Origin of the sequence: Spirosoma profusum (genome assembly GCF_014699005.1) — a bacterium.
GTDB classification, from domain to species: domain Bacteria; phylum Bacteroidota; class Bacteroidia; order Cytophagales; family Spirosomataceae; genus Spirosoma; species Spirosoma profusum.
In genome coordinates this window covers 62,894-78,841 of record NZ_JACWZY010000020.1, presented here as the reverse complement: position 1 = coordinate 78,841, position 15,948 = coordinate 62,894, and the positions used below count along the sequence as shown (strand labels likewise).

Sequence of the window (15,948 nt, the reverse complement as noted above, 5' to 3'; positions counted from 1 at the left end):
TATCATCGATCAATTATGCCTTCTTTTTCTCATCTCAACGCAGACGGAAACCCCTCCATGGTCGATGTGGGTGCCAAAGCCGCCACCCGCCGAACTGCCCGCGCTCGAACGGTGGTCGCTCTGGGGCCTGACATTATGCAGCATCTCAGCGGCTCAGATATCAACACCAAAAAAGGACCGGTATTTCAGACAGCTATCATTGCGGGCACAATGGCTGCCAAACGTACCGACGATTTAATTCCGCTCTGTCATTCGCTGGGACTGGATAACTGCCAGATTACCATCACAACCGACGGCGCCGACGCCATCGTAGACTGCCTTGTTTCGACCGAAGGAAAAACCGGTGTTGAGATGGAAGCTTTGGTAGGCGCATCGGTGGCGGCTTTGACGATTTACGATATGTGTAAAGCGTTTTCGCACGACATCGTGATTAAAGAGACGAAACTCATGGAAAAAACGGGTGGTAAACGGGATTTTCGACGCGATGTCTAAACTCAATGGACTGGTACTAGCAGGCGGACGTAGCACTCGTATGGGTGAGGATAAATCGTTGCTACGTTATCACGAAAAGCCTCAGCGCGAACATCTTACAGAATTGCTACGTCCTTATTGTAGCGTTGTGTTTTGGTCGATCAACGCGGTGCAAGCTATCGATTTAGCTGATTCCAACCAACTACGTATTGTTGATACGTTCGAAGTGAACAGTCCACTCAATGGCATCCTGTCAGCTTTTCAGTATGATGCTGAAGCGGCCTGGTTCGTGGTTGCCTGCGATATGCCCCTGCTCACGGTTCAATCGCTCGACGCTCTGGTAAAGGGGCGAAATCCGGCGAAACTAGCAACAGTTTTTTACGATTCTGACGGCCAATTACCTGAACCTCTGCTAGGAATATACGAACCCGCTATCGGGCCGATTCTGCAACAGGCCGTCGCTGATGGACTTCATTCTCCGCGTCAGATTCTGCAACAGAACGACATTCAGTTATTGACCGTACCCGATGTTCAGGAATTAATCAACATCAACGACCCCATCGCCAGAGCCCAACTGGGTTTTTAAACCATTGATCGAACGTAGCGTTTTGATTAGTAGAACTGAAGCGGACAAGATGCTGGAGCGCCAGTCCGGTGGAACGTCAGTCCAGCTGTGTTACGTCAAAATAGACCACAAATGACTCCATTTAGAAAACTGTTGCTGGCCGCTGGAACGTTTTTTCTTGGGAATGCCGCTCAGGCCCAACGTAGTACGACGTCAACCGAACTCCAGGATTTCAGCATGCAACGTATCCGGCATCAGAAAACCATCGGTCTGACGCTGGGCAGTTTTGCCCTTGCCAACATCGCGGTCGGAAGTATCGCTGCCAGTCAGACCTCGGGCGAGACGAAATACGTTCACCGAATGAACGTCTACTGGAATCTGGTCAATTTGGGTATTGCCGGGGCTGGGTTGCTGGGTACGCGAAAACGAAATCCTGCTGCTGAAACCTTGGCGGAAGCTGTTCGTCAACACGAGAATATGAAGCAGATATTGCTCATAAACGCGGGACTGGATGTTGCCTACGTAGCAGGAGGAGCGTATCTGCGGGAGCGGGCCGTCAGTCGCCCTGACAACGCCGATCAACTGCGCGGTTACGGTACGTCTATTATGGCACAGGGGGCGTTTCTGCTGGTGTTCGATGTCGTTAATTATCTCATTTTCAAGAACCGGGGCGATAAACAGGAACGGCTACTGCTCTCGGCCACTACGTCGGGTGTGGGCGTTACGTTGCCTATTCGATGATCAGCTATGAACACAAAAAAATCCCGATAAGCCAAAGCTATCGGGATGAGAAGTGATTCGTTTTAGGACGTAGTTAGGCCGCTACTACCAGGCTACGCCGAAAGGGTTGGGCTGCTTTGTCCGTAGCGGTGGCTTTAAGCTTTTTGTGGTAGAAAAAATACGATGCAAAACCCAACGCAACGAAGATAAAAATTGGCGCCCAATTGCTGACATCTTTACCACTATTTGCGACGGAATACGTAGCACCCAATAAGTCGAACATAAGGCCAGCATACGCCCACTCTTTAAGACGAGGAAACCCAGGTACCAGAATAGCCACCGACCCCAGCAACTTGGCCCACCCCAGAAAGGGAATGATGTAAGTAGGATAGCCCATTTCGCTGAAACCCTGCACCGAAATAGGGTTGACCATAATGTTGGGAATGGCCGAACCTGTCATAACAAAGGCAAATAAACCAGTTAAAATCCAGTACGTTACGTTTACTTTTTTCGACGCTTTAGGGGTTGCGGTTAACGAATGAATGTGTGCCATGTCAGTAGTAGTTGTTTGTTTGATTATGTATCAAATTTACCGCTTTTCGGGCTGACGGAGGGGGGCTAAAAGCGGCAATAAAGGGGTGATTTGCGACATTATTTTGATAAAATTCGACGCCTTTTTTTTACCATTCTCTACTACGTTTCTTTTGATTCTGAAAACAGCTTCAGAACCAGGATTTCAACGCGAATTGCCCGTTGCCATCAACTAACAGGGGAACTCGTTCGTTATAGGTACTACTCACTATTTCTATACAACCATAAACCAATAATTCTATGAACGTAGCGAACGAACGTAAATTAATCGAAAACATAAGCGGGTTTTTTATGAAACAACTATTGACACTGACTTTTATTCTAGTGGCCTTCTGTGTACAGGCGCAGAATTTTCCGATTGGCCCGCCCAAAGCACCAAACGCAGATGGAACTGTCAACTTAGGCCGAAAAGCGGATGGATTGTGGTATGAACGTAACAAAAACGGCCAGGAAACACCATTTCGAATCGATCCCAGAGCCAATACGTTACCCGTTTATCGAACGATGGCCGACGTTCAGGCCTGGACAGTAGCTGCTGACAATGCACCCTCGGTTATTAACGTATCAGATCCGGGGCGGGGCGGAATATTCGTCAGAAATGTAAACGATGCAAAAACACCCGATGATGGGGTTATGGTGCTTCGAACTAAATCGGGCGTTGTTTACGAACGTATCGTGGAATCCTTTATCAACGTGAAATGGTTCGGCGCCAAAGGTGATGGCGAAGCCGATGATCATGCTGCTCTCCAGAAGGCGCTGAACTACTGTAAAAACAAAGGCATAACCCTGTTTTTGAGCGATGGCGTATATAATACGTCTCAGCCTTTGTCTGTCACCATAAACAACAGTACGGGCCATATGTTTGCCGGGGGCCGACGACTTAATATTTTAGGGACAGGTCGGTCTAACGTAGCAATTCGGTATACCGGCTCGGCCGACATAACGGTGCTTAAAGTGGTAGGCACAGCCGACGATAATTTAAATCTTGAAGGGTTTCGTATTATTTCGGCGAATACTAATGTTCGCAAGGCAACCGGACTTGATATTCGGAACCTGTCCAATTTTACACTTAAAGAGGTAAACGTAAGCTTTTTCGATAAGGGGGTCAATCTGATCGATGCAGGTGAGGGAATTGTTGAAAAGTGCGTGTTCGATTGGAATGACAAAGGATTTTATGCAGCTCCAGCTGGCTATGGAATCGCGCCAAACGGAATTGTTTTTCTGAGTTGTGCCTTCAATAGTAACCGGGAATACGGCTGCTTAATCGAAAATGGTTGCAATAATTCCTTCATTGGCTGTCGGCTGTTGAGTAACGGGGAAGGACCTACCGGAAGAGCCATCAAACTTCAATATATTGGCTTCAATGGAGGAGTTTCGGGTATTATTCAGGGATGTTACGCTGAAAATAACCGGGGAGCAACCATAGAAATCGTGGCAGCCGCGCCGGGTGCCCATGTTCTTCAGGGTAATACGTTTAACCGGTTGGGCACAAAAGGTTCTTCGCATGTCGATATTCTATTCACCCCTTTAAATCTGGTGCATAACGATGGTAAGGTGAACGTGATTTCTATGCAGGGGAATTCGTTTATGGGTTATAGTGGCTATCCGCCCAGCTCAGCTAATCCTCGGGTCATTTGTGCACCTGGCCCCAATAACTATAACAACTGGCTGGTCGATGATAATAATTTTTACCAGTTTGATGAAGAAAAACCGGTCTACGGAGCAAATGTTCGCTTCAAAAACGAACCGTACGATACATGGGCTCATTCGCCTTCTGCGAGGGTGGCGATCAATAATGGTACGTTAAATCTGGCTAATGCGGGTTCTTACTACGTTTACATTAACAATACGGCAGGAACCATTACGGACATCGAAGGTATACCGCCTGGAAAGCAGGTCATTCTACAAGCCGATCATCCTATCGTGATTCAGCACAATGCAAAATGTATTTTGAGAAACGCTACCAACTTTACGTTTACACCCGGACAAACAATAACCTTATACCGTCAGAACCCAGTGGTGTGGCGTGAAGTCGCGCGACAGTAATCAGTTACAAATATAAATTGGCAATATCCTCTGGTTAGGCTTAATAAGGACTAGTCGGGGGATGTTGTCAATTTATACTAATTGGTAAGCATAATAAGTAGTTAAATAACCGTTTAACGGAATCTGAGAAATTAAAAATTTTGTATTTTAGTCGCTCAATCCTTAGGTACAACTACTTACGCAGATAGGCTTCTTACCGTAACATGAAGACGTATAATGTTTTGATCGTCGATGATGACGAAGACGATCAGTACCTTATCAGAACTGCTTTTGAGAGAGCTTCCAACCACTATAATCTTCAGTTTGCCACTGATGGAACGGATGTACTGGAAGGTATCGAAAGCCCTCAATTTCTTCCTGATCTGGTACTACTGGATTTAAATATGCCCATCATCAGTGGTTTCGAGGTATTGAAACACCTTAAAACATCTCCACTCTATCGCCATGTGCCCGTCGTCGTACTGACCACATCCGACAATGAAAACGACATTAATCGGGCGTATGAATTAGGGGCCAATACGTACATTGTGAAGCCAATTAACCACCGAGCGCTGGTTGATTTAGCTGAACAGATTCGTTTATATTGGTTTGGTGTAGCAAAAACGCCAACCCGACGTACCAATTAGTAGGCTATACGTCCGACAAACAGGTAAGCTTTGCAAGCGATGGTATCTATTTTTTTGAGTAATATTACTTAATATTGGTACGTATTGTTATAGGTTCTCCAGCCAATGTGATCGATTATTAAAATGAAACAGTTTAGCTTAATACTAGTTACAAAATCACTGTAAAGCAGCTGCCATTTATTATGGGTTGTCGATTGACGGCTCTTTTTCCACTGGTCTGATTGAACTTGACCCGGCCTTTTCGATAAACCCATGAAAACACTAACTAATGGGCCGATTATTTACGTGGACGATGATGAAGATGACCGGTTTTTATTTGAACGGGCAATCCGAGATTTAGCATTGCCCAATGAAATCCGTTCTTTTGCCGATGGCCTGGAGGCAAGATCGTATCTGGAAACTACCCAGGAAAAGCCACTTCTCATTCTTTGTGATATCAATATGCCTGTGATGAATGGGCTTGAATTTCGTCGACTTATCGACGCCGATGAGTACCTACGGAAAAAATCAATTCCATTTGTTTTCTATACCACAGCCGCCGGGCCCGAACTGGTAAATTTGGCTTACGAAGGAACAATTCAGGGCTTTCATGTAAAAGCTACCGAGTTTAGCGCCAATAAAGAGCAATTGAATTTAATCATAACTTATTGGAAAGCCTGTATCCACCCGAATAGTTTTTAGAGCGTATACCCATGAGCGCGGCTTTACGCGCTAACCTGGCTGATGTGAGCCGCTGTGATCTGCCATTGACCGTTTGCCATACACCATACGCGCGTGTACTGATAGTGCCCAGACGCCGGTTGATCCTGAATGCTTCCTTTTATATCCATCCCTACGAACGTAACGGCTATATCGGGCTTCAGAATCTTGATCGTTAGCGATACTCGAGTCAGCGAGTCGATGCGAAAGATATGCGTACGATGAGCGGCCAGGTCATCGGCTTTGCCTGTTAAACGACCATCGGGCCCAACAGCCTGTAAATCGTCGGCTAATAAAGCATCAAGTTCGTCGACATTGCTGCTGAGCTGAGCTTTCATTAATCGATCTTCCGCTTCCTGAATTTGCAGTAAAGGGCTCATACTACGTATTTACTGATATTTCTGACAAGAATACACCCAATTACTTATTTGTCGTTATCGGTCCAGGTTGGTATTTTGTCGGCAAAACCGATACGTTTCGACGTAGCAGTCCGACGCAGTAGTTGTAAACCCCATAAACAAAATAGGTTAGCGGTTTCATGAGGAGTTTACAGAGCTGTTTACCTTATATAGATTCAAATGCCAAACTTCATGTCTATCAACCGATTTACCCTTGGTCTACTTGTTTGCCTTACTGGGGCAGGACTTCATGCGCAACAACTCAATACGTTATCTGCTCAGGAGAAAAAAGAGGGTTGGAAACTTCTGTTTAACGGGCGCGATCTGTCCGGATGGCACAAATACAACGGTAAGGGCACCCCCTCGTCCTGGAAAGTCGAACAGGGTGTGCTTCATCTGGACGTTCCCAAAACGGCTGGCGCTACCCCCCGCGATGCTGGTGATATCGCGACCGATGCCGTTTTTTCGGGTGATTTTGAGTTTAAGGCCGAATTCAAAATCGAAAAGTACACCAATAGCGGATTCTTTTTCTTTGTAGAAGAATCGCCAAAGAATGAGAAAATTTATAGCACCGCCCTTGAGGTTCAAGTCGGGGATGATGCTTTATATCAGAAAGAAGTAGAACATCCGCATAGCTCCGGTGACCTGTTTGGCATTGCCGACGTTCGTATTCAGGAACCGCAACCACTAGGAAGCTGGAACAAAGTAGATGTTTCGCTGAAAAAGAATAAGTTGACAGTTACAATTAATGGCTACGTAGTACAGGAGCACGACGTAACTAGTGCTGACTGGAAAAAGCGTGTGGCTGCTAAATCGCAAAAAGGCATATCGTTTGCAAACGGTAAATTTGTTGGGCGAATTGGCTTACAGGATTGGAACACCAGCGTCTGGTTCCGAAATATTAAAGTGAAGAATGGATAATGATAACTGGGAAAATCAGGTAATGAATTCTCAGTATTTATTATACATTGATCATTAAACATTGTTCATTAAACATTGTTCATAAACCTTTTTTAACTTCTTTAATCCATGGGAAACCAGCCATCACGTCGTCAGTTTTTAGGAACTACGGCCTTACTTGTTTCGGGAATTGTTGCCAATAACAGCAAACTTTTTGGCGCTCCCGCTATCATCCGCAGTCTGGGTGATAAACCTAATTCGTTGCTGAAAGGCGTTCAGATTGGCGTCATTACGTACTCGTTTCGGGATATGCCCGACCAGAGCGCCGAAGCAACCCTGCAATACATTCTGGATAGCGGTATCAGCGCCATAGAACTCATGGGCGGCCCGGCTGAAACCTTTGCAGGTGCTCCTAAAAATTCGGTCAATATGCAGACCATGTTTCCGCTCATGAGAAAGCGACGCGAAAACCAGCCTCTGACTGAAGACGAACAGAAAAAGCTTGCTGAAATGGAAGCCCAGACGAAAGCGTATCGCCAAGAGATGACAAAATGGCGCACATCGGCATCAATGGCCAAGTTCGAGCAGCTCCGTAAGATGTATAATCAGGCCGGCGTAACCATTTACGGTTTCAAGCCCGACGCCTTTGGAGTAAATAGTTCCGACGCAGATATCAATTACGGTATGCAGGCTGCTAAAACGTTGGGTGCCAACCAGGTTACTGTCGAACATCCGGCCAATGACGCGCACACCCTCAAACTTGGCAAAATGGCCGAAAAACACGGGATTCGGGTTGGGTATCACGGCCACGAGCAACAAACACCGACCTTCTGGGATACCGCTTTATCACAGTCACCAGGAAACGCCATGAACTTCGATTTGGGACACTACATAGCCGCTGGCCAACCCGATCCAATTGGGCTGATTAAACAGAAGCACGACCGCATTTCCAGCATGCACATCAAAGACCGGCAGGGGCCCGCAAACGGCAAAGGAAACCTACCCTGGGGGCAAGGTGATACGCCACTCAAGGAAGTGTTGAAACTGATGAGTGAACAGAAATACACGTTCCCGGCCTCGGTCGAACTTGAATATAAGGTGCCAGAAGGTTCTACGTCAGTTGCCGAGGTGAAAAAATGCGTAAACTATTGCCGGAATATCCTAAGCTAGACGTAGCATTTCTATACAAAGAGATTGTTTTAGCGTTTGACAGAATTGCTGTTCAACGACAAGGTCTATCTGTTACGTTAGTTCGTCAACGTAACAGATAGACCTTGTCGTAACGTATTGTGTATTTCGGCAACGCCATCCGTATAATTTATTAAGGCTTCTATATCTTCAACAGAAGCGTCGGCAATGACGTTGGCTTTATAGCGAAAATTTCGGCCTGGCTCACCTTCTGCCCCAAACTCACCCGTACATACTACCTCGACTTCCGAAATAGCGATGTTACGTTTGGCGGCTTCCCGATAAATATCGTTACAGAAGCAGGTAGCCAAGGCCATTAGCAGCAACTCGCCCCCATTAACCGACGAACCATAGCCCGACGCTTTGGATGCAATCTGAACCGCTTTTGAATCGTCGTTGGTCGCCACCACCACACTGTGGTACTGATACGTGTTTCTTACAGTTGCCGATATTTCCATAAATAAATTCTGTAATAAATTTTCGAAAGAATGATTAGTTCGTAAAATTTTTAAATTACTGATATTTTTGTTCTTTGCAACGTAAAAGAAAGAACTGTGAAATATAAACGGATTCCCTTGTTCACCGCAACCGTTACGTTGCTGATTGGCTTACTCGCTTTCATCGGGCTAACGAATTTAACGCCAGTACCACCCAAACGTAGCGTACTAATTGGGTATGTGAGTGGGAACGGCTGGAAAAAATCTCAAATCGATCCGAATAAACTTACGCACATTAACTACGCTTTTGCAGTTCCTGCTCAGAACGGTGTGCTGGCCCGCATTACCACCAAAGACTCCGCTAATCTGGTGGCGTTAACATCGCTCAGAGCGATCAATAAAGACCTGAAAGTGCTTATTTCGGTAGGAGGCTGGGGTGGCTGCAAATATTTTTCCGATGCGGCTTTGACAAACGATTCCCGTCTGAAATTTGCAAATAGTGCGGTTGCATTTTTGAAAAAACATCATCTCGACGGCGTCGATATCGACTGGGAATACCCAGGTCAGATTGGGGCTGGCAATATCTTCCGCCCTGAAGACAAAGAGAATTTTACCTTGTTTCTGAAAGCCATTCGCGACCAATTAGACAAACAAGGCCAACAGGACAAGCGTACGGGCATCAATCATTACCTGCTTACGGCCGCTACCGGTGGCGATACCGCTTTTGTGAACCATACCAATCTGGGCGAAGCGCAACGCTACCTCGATTACGTCAATATTATGACCTACGATCTTTACCACGGCAACGATAAAGTGACTGGCCATCATAGTCCGCTGGCGCAGTCGAAAAAAGGGAACCAGTCACGTAACAGCTCGATGTCGGCGGTGGACGGGCATATTCGGGTGGGCGTTCCCGCCGAAAAAATTGTACTAGGTCTTCCGTTTTATGGGCGTGGCTGGACCAACGTGCGTCCCGTTGACAATGGCCTCTATCAGCCAGCAACTGGGAAGCATCTTTTCATCAGTTACGACGAATTAGTGGCGAAATACATCAACAAAAATGGCTTCGTTCGCTATTGGGACGCCGATGCCAAAGCACCGTATCTCTGGAATCCAGATTCGCGCACGTTTATTTCCTATGCTGATCCTGAATCATTTGAACCAAAACTGGCCTACGTAAAACAGAAAGGTTTAGCCGGGGTGATGTTCTGGGAATATATTTATGACCTTCATCAACCAGTGCTTCTTGATAAACTGGTCAATGGATTAGAGCAGTAATAATACTTAATATAAGTTAAGGATAAATATAAATTAACTAACTGATTTACAGTATAATGAAAACGCATAGGGCTTCGACAGGCTCAGCCTGACAAGCAGATTAATTCACAACGTTAAGTAGTCTGTCAGGCTGAGCCTGTCGAACCCCTATGCGTCAGCAATACGTTAATTAACAAGGACGTAGCACCATGAAGAACAACTATTTCCGAAAGTTCCGCCACAGTTTAGCCTTTATTCTGTCATTTCTGCCGGGTGCGCTGATGGCTCAGCAGCATTCCGAACAAAACCACGCACACTACGTAGTACCTAAAGACAGTCTGGTACGTCAGAAGCTGGCTCAATGGCAGAATATCAAATTTGGCTTGCTGATGCACTGGGGTACCTATAGCGAGTGGGGTATCGTCGAATCCTGGTCGTTATGTCCTGAAGATGAGGGCTGGTGTGTTCGTCGGGGACCGTATGCGTCCAATTGGTACGAGTACAAACGAGCGTATGAAAACCTCCAGACGACCTTCAATCCAACCAAATTCAACCCCGAACGCTGGGCAACAGCCGCCAAAGATGCGGGCATGAAATACGTAGTGTTTACGACCAAGCACCACGATGGTTTCTGCATGTTCGATACCAAACAAACCGATTATAAAATCACCGATGCTAAGACGCCTTTTTCTAAAAATCCACGTAGCAACGTAGCAAAGGAAGTGTTCACAGCCTTCCGAAATCAGAATTTTATGGTGGGGGCGTATTTTTCCAAACCCGACTGGCACGTACCGTCTTACTGGGACCCGTATTTCCCGCCCAAAGATCGGAACGTATCGTATGCGCCAAAGAAATATCCGCAGAAATGGCAGCAGTTTAAAGATTTCACGTTCAACCAGATTCAGGAGTTGATGACCGACTATGGAAAAATCGACATTCTCTGGCTGGATGGCGGCTGGGTACGTCCGGCCAGCACCATCGACTCCACCATTAGCTGGCAACGTACCATTCCCTACGATCAGGACATCGACATGGCCCGTATTGCCCAGATGGGACGTAGTAATCAGCCTGGATTACTGGTTGTGGACCGCACCGTAACGGGTGAGTTTGAAAATTACGTAACGCCCGAACAATCTATCCCCGATACGTATATGCCCATTCCGTGGGAGTCATGCATGACTATGGGTGATTCGTGGTCGTACATTCCGAAAGAGAATTTTAAATCGGCCCGAAAGCTGATTCATACCTTGGTCGACATCGTGGCTAAAAACGGAAATCTGCTACTGAACATCGCCCCTGGTCCCGATGGAGAATGGCATTCCGAAGCGTATGGGCGATTACAGGAAATAGGTGCCTGGCTACGTATTAACGGCGAATCTATTTACGATACCAAACCCGTTGCACCATATCGGCAGGAAAAGTGGGCGTATATGGGTACCGAACGTGCTACGTATCATACGTATCTGCCCGCTGAGCAGGAAATTCCCCCGACAACCATCACCCTGAACAACGTATCGACGGCCAGAAAACCGACGGTAAAACTGCTGGGTTACGCCAAAGTGCTCAAAATCACTACGTCGCCGACGGAAATACTTGTTACGTTACCCGAACAGGCCCGGCAGTGGTTAACCACGCAACCAGCCTGGGTTTTTAAAGTAGAGAAATAGGTATTCTTGATACTACGTCCGTCATCCAATCCAAGTAGTGATTAGTCTACCTGACGAATCAGAACTATTTGGGCGAAAATGAAGAAGCAAACGACGCGAACGTAAGAAAGCACTGACTCAGCAAATCAATAAGTATGTAGCATCTGGGCAACTATTGATAGAAATGTATCAGGCACAATGTAGCCTATTAAAACACAAGCTTATAGTTGTCTATACATCATTATCTTTTTCGCATAGGTTACACAGTTTGCTAAAGATGTTTATTAACGATTCGTCATAATCTAGCGCTTTCAAATCGCTTGGCCTTATCACTTGACATTTTACATTTATTACAATTGCACGTATTATATCATGTATACTTGCTCTAACATGCTCATTATTTGCTTGTAACTGCATAAATAAATCTCTAAGGTATTTTATCCGTAGAGGTTTATCATTTGTGAGGATTTCATCAAGTTCTGATAGTTTTTCAACTTTTCCTTTACCTAATAAAGCAATTAAATTAGAAACTTGCCTTTTTTGCCTCTCTTTCTCTTTCTCTTTTCTTTCAGCTTCAACATCTTCAGGGCCAATCCCATCTATAGCGTTTAGGTTTACCTGAATAGGAATTAAACTTTGCCATCCTATTTCATGCGCAATAGTCCACCATGCTTTAGCATCATCTGACAATTCTAAATAGGCTGAAACAGATTCTGCATCAATAAAAATTCCATTGAGATTCCCGGCTGTTATTTCATTTCTGTATTTTTCTTGAATTTCCTGTCTAAGCTTTTGAAGGCTCATTGATGCGTCGTCTGCTGTTTCTAAAAGCGCACTTAGCATCGCAATTTTACGGCGCAGTTCTCTTGGAGCCTCATTTTCAGCTTTGTAAGTCAATTTGTGAGATAAAGTTGCCCAGGCATGCTGCAACAGAGTACGTACTTGTATCTCAAACTTTTGTTCTTTGCACTCTCTCATCAAATGATTAAAATCCGGTATTCTATATCGCTCAGGACTTAATTGTTTTAATGTCTCAGGGCTTAATTGGACAATAAAGTGCTTTGATAGATATCCAAATTCGTTTGGCTGTAATCTTTCGAAAGTATCCTGTGTATGAGTATCATCTACGCAGAAATTCTTCCTTATAATCTCCTCTACGATATCAACATCCCGCTTATAATAAGTAATTACCCGAAACCCGACTAAATCAGTGATGTCATTGATTGGGTCTTTATAAGACTTACCAGGTCTATCTATTTTGTCAAGAAAGCTTTTTTCGTCCTTTACTCTCGACTCAACTCTTACACTGTTTTGTTGACAAAGGGCTTCTAAGAAGTCATAAACTTTCTTTTCGAGAAAAGTTAAAAAAAAACGTTGTTTCCAATATTCATTTGAATACCTTATTTGATCAGGAGTCATATTTATTGAAATTGAACGTAAAAATTAAAGTTGCGATTCAATACGTATATTCTTTAAAAGCTTACTGAGAAATTAGTTCTCTACTAGAGATTTAAGTCTGTCATTTGCTTTGCCTTAGTTAATAATTGGAGGAAGTTATTATTAAAAAGTGACTTTAAATGCTTCTATACTGCCCAATTTCCACTGATTAATAAACTTATCATACATGAATTCCTTGGGCGGTATAACTAATCATCTGCAAGTAAGTATTGCCCTAATCCAAGCATTTTTATAGCAATATCGTATGTCCAGTCAGATAAATTACGTCATCTCAGAAGTTACCTAAATAGACAAAGTTAAACAGCATCATAGTGCTTCTTAACTACTCACCGTTTATAAATACGGACTATAAAAGAACTTTTTAAACTTGAGTCGGCTCTTAAATCTAATACATATTCTTTGCATAGAGATATTATTTATTAAATTTATTTAAAAAATTTGTACATTAGCTATAACTATTGCAAAATATGTCGCTTAACTTTCCAATATATTTAGATTATAATGCTACCACACCACTAGCAGCAGAAGTTTTAGAGGCTATGATGCCGTATTTAACTTCTCAATTTGGTAATGCCTCGTCACGGACACATCTTTTCGGGTGGAAGGCTTTAGAAGCGGTCGATTTAGCCAGAATAGAAATAGCCAGTTTGATAGGGGGCTCTGAAAAAGAAATCGTATTTACATCTGGAGCAACAGAAGCTAATAATTTGGCAATAAAAGGTGTATATGAGTCATATAAAAGTAAAGGAAATCATTTTATTACATTACAGACTGAGCATAAAGCCATTCTTGATACTTTCAAACACATAGAGAGTTGGGGAGCAAAGGTAACCTATCTTAAACCGTCATCAGATGGGTTAATTACATTAGATCAAATAGAAGATGCGATACGTCCAGAAACAATTATGGCCTCTTTCATGTATGCTAATAATGAAACGGGTGTGGTCTTACCAATAAAAAAAATAGGTGATCTGTGTAGAGAAAAGGATATTCTTTTTCATACTGATGCTACACAAGCAGTAGGGAAAATTCCAATCGATGTGTCAAATGAAAATATAGATTTAATGAGCTTTTCGGGACATAAGTTTTACGGCCCTAAAGGAATCGGTTGTCTTTATGTAAATAGAAAAGAACCAGCAGTTAAACTTACGCCCCTTTTAGATGGTGGAAACCACGAGCGAGGATTTAGGTCTGGCACTCTGAATGTGCCAGGTATAGTTGGTATGGCTAAAGCATTGGGGTTAGTATTAAATGATTTATCTGATGAGAATTCGCGGCTATTAAATTTAAGAAATTCCTTTGAAAATAAAATACTGTCTTCAATAGTTGGAGCTACTTTGAATGGCCATGTACACCACAGATTAAATCATGTAAGTAATATTTCGTTTGGAGAATTAAATAGTGAATTTTTAATTCCGAATTTAGTGAAAATTGCAGTTTCTTCTGGCTCCGCCTGCACATCTGCCTCTTTAGAACCATCACATGTCCTTAAAGCAATGAATGTTTCTGATGAATCGCTTTACTCATCAATTCGTTTTAGCATGGGCCGTTATACAACATCTGATGAAATCGAGTATAGCACTAATTATATTATTGATATAGTCAACAAATTGAAAAGTTGGTAGCGTATTTTGTGAATTTTTATTTTCTTAAAAACGCATACTGGTTTTATTTAGCTTATAATAAACTCCAGATTCTTATTTATTTCTATAATTTACAAAATATATTTAATAATTGTTCTAAATTTTAGTATATAGATTTAATTTCAAGTAGTATAATTTGAGTAAAGCCAAATTTTATAAGCGACAAACACTCATGAGATATATGTTTACAGCCAAATTAAAATTCTACATGATATAAAAATACATAGCATTAAAAAAAGTCAATATATTCACTTTGTTCAAAAAAATTGCTTTCAAATATTCCATTAAAGAATACATTAATAATTTTTATTCGATTTTGGGAATAATTTTCCAGATAATATTCAGTACTAAAATTTATAGGTTCTTTACATGACTTTGGAATAAAACTTATTAATAAATCAACAGCTGTTTTGTCGACATAATTTAAAAAGGGTAAATAACCAATTGAACAACTGATAGCTGTGTTTGATTCTACTAATTTAGAAAATTCGCTTCTAGCCCGATTCCTCATTTTTTGCTCTCCAAAAAATATTAATGAATCTTTATCAGTGGTTAAAGGTAATAAAATGTCATCAGACAGGCTATATTTAGCCAATAATTTTCTAAATGAATTAGGAAGATTTGAATCGTTTTTATAAAAATTCTCTCTTAAAATATTTTTCGCCCCATCACCTGATTTTGGAACCCATTGCCAATCATTCACGATAATGGAAGTCTTAATATTTTTATCAGGGTTGTCTAGTGCTATTTTAAGGGCTAGTTCCCAAGTATTTACAGGAAATGCCCCCATATATGGATGTTCAGATACTTTTTTTTTGACCTCCGTGCTACTTATGTCATCCGGTATTGCAGGTATTAATTTATTCAAATCTTTATCAAAAACTAAAGCGAAGTGACCTGCTTGAATTATAATATTACCGTTTGTTTGTTTTATCCTGTCGTTAAGAATGTGTGTAATTTCATTTTCGGAATTTAATATTCTGTAGGCCATAAAATCAGGTAGTATGTAAATAATGGATTTGCGGTCACTTATCTAATGAACTTCAAATACTATCTATATTCGTTCAATAGCAGCCTCCACTCATCCAATTATTCCTGTAAGTAAAAATGCTTGGTCATTCTTATTGTTACAAAAATAAGCAAGAAATAAGATGAAAGCCTATCAAGGATTACCTTAAAACAAGGTTTTAAGCTTAATTTGGGTATTCCTACCTGGCCGGCCGCTTTATTTATGAGAGTCTGATAAAATTGGTCTTTAAAAGGAATTGGGGATGGTAATCGGCGGATAGTATAATAACCTACA

16 protein-coding genes are annotated in these 15,948 nt (G+C 42.7%); 11 read left to right on the top strand and 5 right to left on the bottom strand.

Translation table 11 applies throughout. From position 1 onward, the window contains the following. Positions 1-15 precede the first annotated feature (15 nt). The 3 genes from moaC (at position 16) to IC229_RS21445 (ending at position 1,777) form a co-directional block, all read left to right on the top strand. The gene (gene moaC, locus IC229_RS21455; protein WP_190889070.1) at positions 16-492 is read left to right on the top strand and encodes a cyclic pyranopterin monophosphate synthase MoaC; all 477 of its coding nucleotides are present in this window, start codon (positions 16-18) and stop codon (positions 490-492) included. Then, on the top strand, positions 485-1,057 hold the full coding sequence (locus IC229_RS21450) for an NTP transferase domain-containing protein (protein WP_190889069.1): 573 nt from the start codon (positions 485-487) through the stop codon (positions 1,055-1,057). The genes moaC and IC229_RS21450 overlap by 8 nt, the downstream gene beginning before the upstream one ends. 111 nt (positions 1,058-1,168) lie before the next feature. After that, positions 1,169-1,777: a DUF6992 family protein gene (locus IC229_RS21445; RefSeq protein ID WP_190889068.1), complete on the top strand. Its 609-nt coding sequence runs from the start codon at positions 1,169-1,171 to the stop codon at positions 1,775-1,777. Between the two features lie 73 nt (positions 1,778-1,850). Here the strand turns inward: IC229_RS21445 and IC229_RS21440 are convergent, their stop codons facing one another. Beyond that, complete coding sequence (locus IC229_RS21440) at positions 1,851-2,309, bottom strand: DoxX family protein (RefSeq protein WP_190889067.1); 459 nt, start codon at positions 2,307-2,309, stop codon at positions 1,851-1,853. 278 nt (positions 2,310-2,587) lie between these two features. Between IC229_RS21440 and IC229_RS21435 the strand changes: the two genes are divergently transcribed. The 3 genes from IC229_RS21435 to IC229_RS21425 all read left to right on the top strand — a co-directional run bounded on the left by IC229_RS21435 (position 2,588) and on the right by IC229_RS21425 (position 5,700). Continuing rightward, positions 2,588-4,393, top strand: a complete 1,806-nt coding sequence (locus IC229_RS21435) for a right-handed parallel beta-helix repeat-containing protein (RefSeq protein ID WP_190889066.1) — start codon at positions 2,588-2,590, stop codon at positions 4,391-4,393. Between the two features lie 203 nt (positions 4,394-4,596). Then, positions 4,597-5,019, top strand: a complete 423-nt coding sequence (locus IC229_RS21430) for a response regulator (RefSeq protein WP_190889065.1) — start codon at positions 4,597-4,599, stop codon at positions 5,017-5,019. 252 nt (positions 5,020-5,271) lie between these two features. Continuing rightward, positions 5,272-5,700: a response regulator gene (locus tag IC229_RS21425; RefSeq protein WP_190889064.1), complete on the top strand. Its 429-nt coding sequence runs from the start codon at positions 5,272-5,274 to the stop codon at positions 5,698-5,700. 23 nt (positions 5,701-5,723) lie between these two features. On the opposite strand, the gene IC229_RS21420 is transcribed toward IC229_RS21425, so the two are convergent. Beyond that, on the bottom strand, positions 5,724-6,098 hold the full coding sequence (locus IC229_RS21420) for a nuclear transport factor 2 family protein (RefSeq protein ID WP_190889063.1): 375 nt from the start codon (positions 6,096-6,098) through the stop codon (positions 5,724-5,726). Positions 6,099-6,308: 210 nt separating this feature from the next. Between IC229_RS21420 and IC229_RS21415 the strand changes: the two genes are divergently transcribed. Beyond that, positions 6,309-7,037 (top strand): 3-keto-disaccharide hydrolase, encoded by a 729-nt coding sequence (locus tag IC229_RS21415; protein ID WP_190889062.1) that lies wholly within the window; start codon positions 6,309-6,311, stop codon positions 7,035-7,037. A gap of 108 nt (positions 7,038-7,145) precedes the next feature. Next, positions 7,146-8,186, top strand: coding sequence for a sugar phosphate isomerase/epimerase family protein (locus tag IC229_RS21410; RefSeq protein WP_190889061.1), 1,041 nt, complete (start codon positions 7,146-7,148; stop codon positions 8,184-8,186). A 77-nt stretch (positions 8,187-8,263) separates the two neighbouring features. Here IC229_RS21410 and IC229_RS21405 read toward each other — a convergent pair whose 3' ends face one another. Further along, positions 8,264-8,662 (bottom strand): OsmC family protein, encoded by a 399-nt coding sequence (locus IC229_RS21405; RefSeq protein WP_190889060.1) that lies wholly within the window; start codon positions 8,660-8,662, stop codon positions 8,264-8,266. Between the two features lie 144 nt (positions 8,663-8,806). Between IC229_RS21405 and IC229_RS21400 the strand changes: the two genes are divergently transcribed. Then, positions 8,807-9,919: a glycoside hydrolase family 18 protein gene (locus IC229_RS21400; protein WP_317171610.1), complete on the top strand. Its 1,113-nt coding sequence runs from the start codon at positions 8,807-8,809 to the stop codon at positions 9,917-9,919. Positions 9,920-10,107: 188 nt separating this feature from the next. Continuing rightward, entirely contained in the window at positions 10,108-11,565 is a 1,458-nt protein-coding gene (locus tag IC229_RS21395; RefSeq protein ID WP_190889059.1) for an alpha-L-fucosidase, read from the top strand. A 210-nt stretch (positions 11,566-11,775) separates the two neighbouring features. Here the strand turns inward: IC229_RS21395 and IC229_RS21390 are convergent, their stop codons facing one another. After that, positions 11,776-12,963 (bottom strand): GTP pyrophosphokinase, encoded by a 1,188-nt coding sequence (locus IC229_RS21390; protein ID WP_190889058.1) that lies wholly within the window; start codon positions 12,961-12,963, stop codon positions 11,776-11,778. 506 nt (positions 12,964-13,469) lie between these two features. Between IC229_RS21390 and IC229_RS21385 the strand changes: the two genes are divergently transcribed. Continuing rightward, positions 13,470-14,627 (top strand): cysteine desulfurase family protein, encoded by a 1,158-nt coding sequence (locus IC229_RS21385; RefSeq protein ID WP_190889057.1) that lies wholly within the window; start codon positions 13,470-13,472, stop codon positions 14,625-14,627. Between the two features lie 247 nt (positions 14,628-14,874). Here the strand turns inward: IC229_RS21385 and IC229_RS21380 are convergent, their stop codons facing one another. After that, the gene (locus IC229_RS21380; RefSeq protein WP_190889056.1) at positions 14,875-15,636 is read right to left on the bottom strand and encodes a hypothetical protein; all 762 of its coding nucleotides are present in this window, start codon (positions 15,634-15,636) and stop codon (positions 14,875-14,877) included. Between the last annotated feature and the right edge of the window lie 312 nt (positions 15,637-15,948).

Bases quoted from the DNA above. Each gene is read 5' to 3' on its own strand.
- moaC (WP_190889070.1), top strand. From the start codon at position 16: ATGCCTTCTTTTTCTCATCTCAACGCAGACGGAAACCCCTCCATGGTC.
- IC229_RS21450 (WP_190889069.1), top strand. From the start codon at position 485: ATGTCTAAACTCAATGGACTGGTACTAGCAGGCGGACGTAGCACTCGT.
- IC229_RS21445 (WP_190889068.1), top strand. From the start codon at position 1,169: ATGACTCCATTTAGAAAACTGTTGCTGGCCGCTGGAACGTTTTTTCTT.
- IC229_RS21440 (WP_190889067.1), bottom strand. From the start codon at position 2,309: ATGGCACACATTCATTCGTTAACCGCAACCCCTAAAGCGTCGAAAAAA.
- IC229_RS21435 (WP_190889066.1), top strand. From the start codon at position 2,588: ATGAACGTAGCGAACGAACGTAAATTAATCGAAAACATAAGCGGGTTT.
- IC229_RS21430 (WP_190889065.1), top strand. From the start codon at position 4,597: ATGAAGACGTATAATGTTTTGATCGTCGATGATGACGAAGACGATCAG.
- IC229_RS21425 (WP_190889064.1), top strand. From the start codon at position 5,272: ATGAAAACACTAACTAATGGGCCGATTATTTACGTGGACGATGATGAA.
- IC229_RS21420 (WP_190889063.1), bottom strand. From the start codon at position 6,098: ATGAGCCCTTTACTGCAAATTCAGGAAGCGGAAGATCGATTAATGAAA.
- IC229_RS21415 (WP_190889062.1), top strand. From the start codon at position 6,309: ATGTCTATCAACCGATTTACCCTTGGTCTACTTGTTTGCCTTACTGGG.
- IC229_RS21410 (WP_190889061.1), top strand. From the start codon at position 7,146: ATGGGAAACCAGCCATCACGTCGTCAGTTTTTAGGAACTACGGCCTTA.
- IC229_RS21405 (WP_190889060.1), bottom strand. From the start codon at position 8,662: ATGGAAATATCGGCAACTGTAAGAAACACGTATCAGTACCACAGTGTG.
- IC229_RS21395 (WP_190889059.1), top strand. From the start codon at position 10,108: ATGAAGAACAACTATTTCCGAAAGTTCCGCCACAGTTTAGCCTTTATT.
- IC229_RS21390 (WP_190889058.1), bottom strand. From the start codon at position 12,963: ATGACTCCTGATCAAATAAGGTATTCAAATGAATATTGGAAACAACGT.
- IC229_RS21385 (WP_190889057.1), top strand. From the start codon at position 13,470: ATGTCGCTTAACTTTCCAATATATTTAGATTATAATGCTACCACACCA.
- IC229_RS21380 (WP_190889056.1), bottom strand. From the start codon at position 15,636: ATGGCCTACAGAATATTAAATTCCGAAAATGAAATTACACACATTCTT.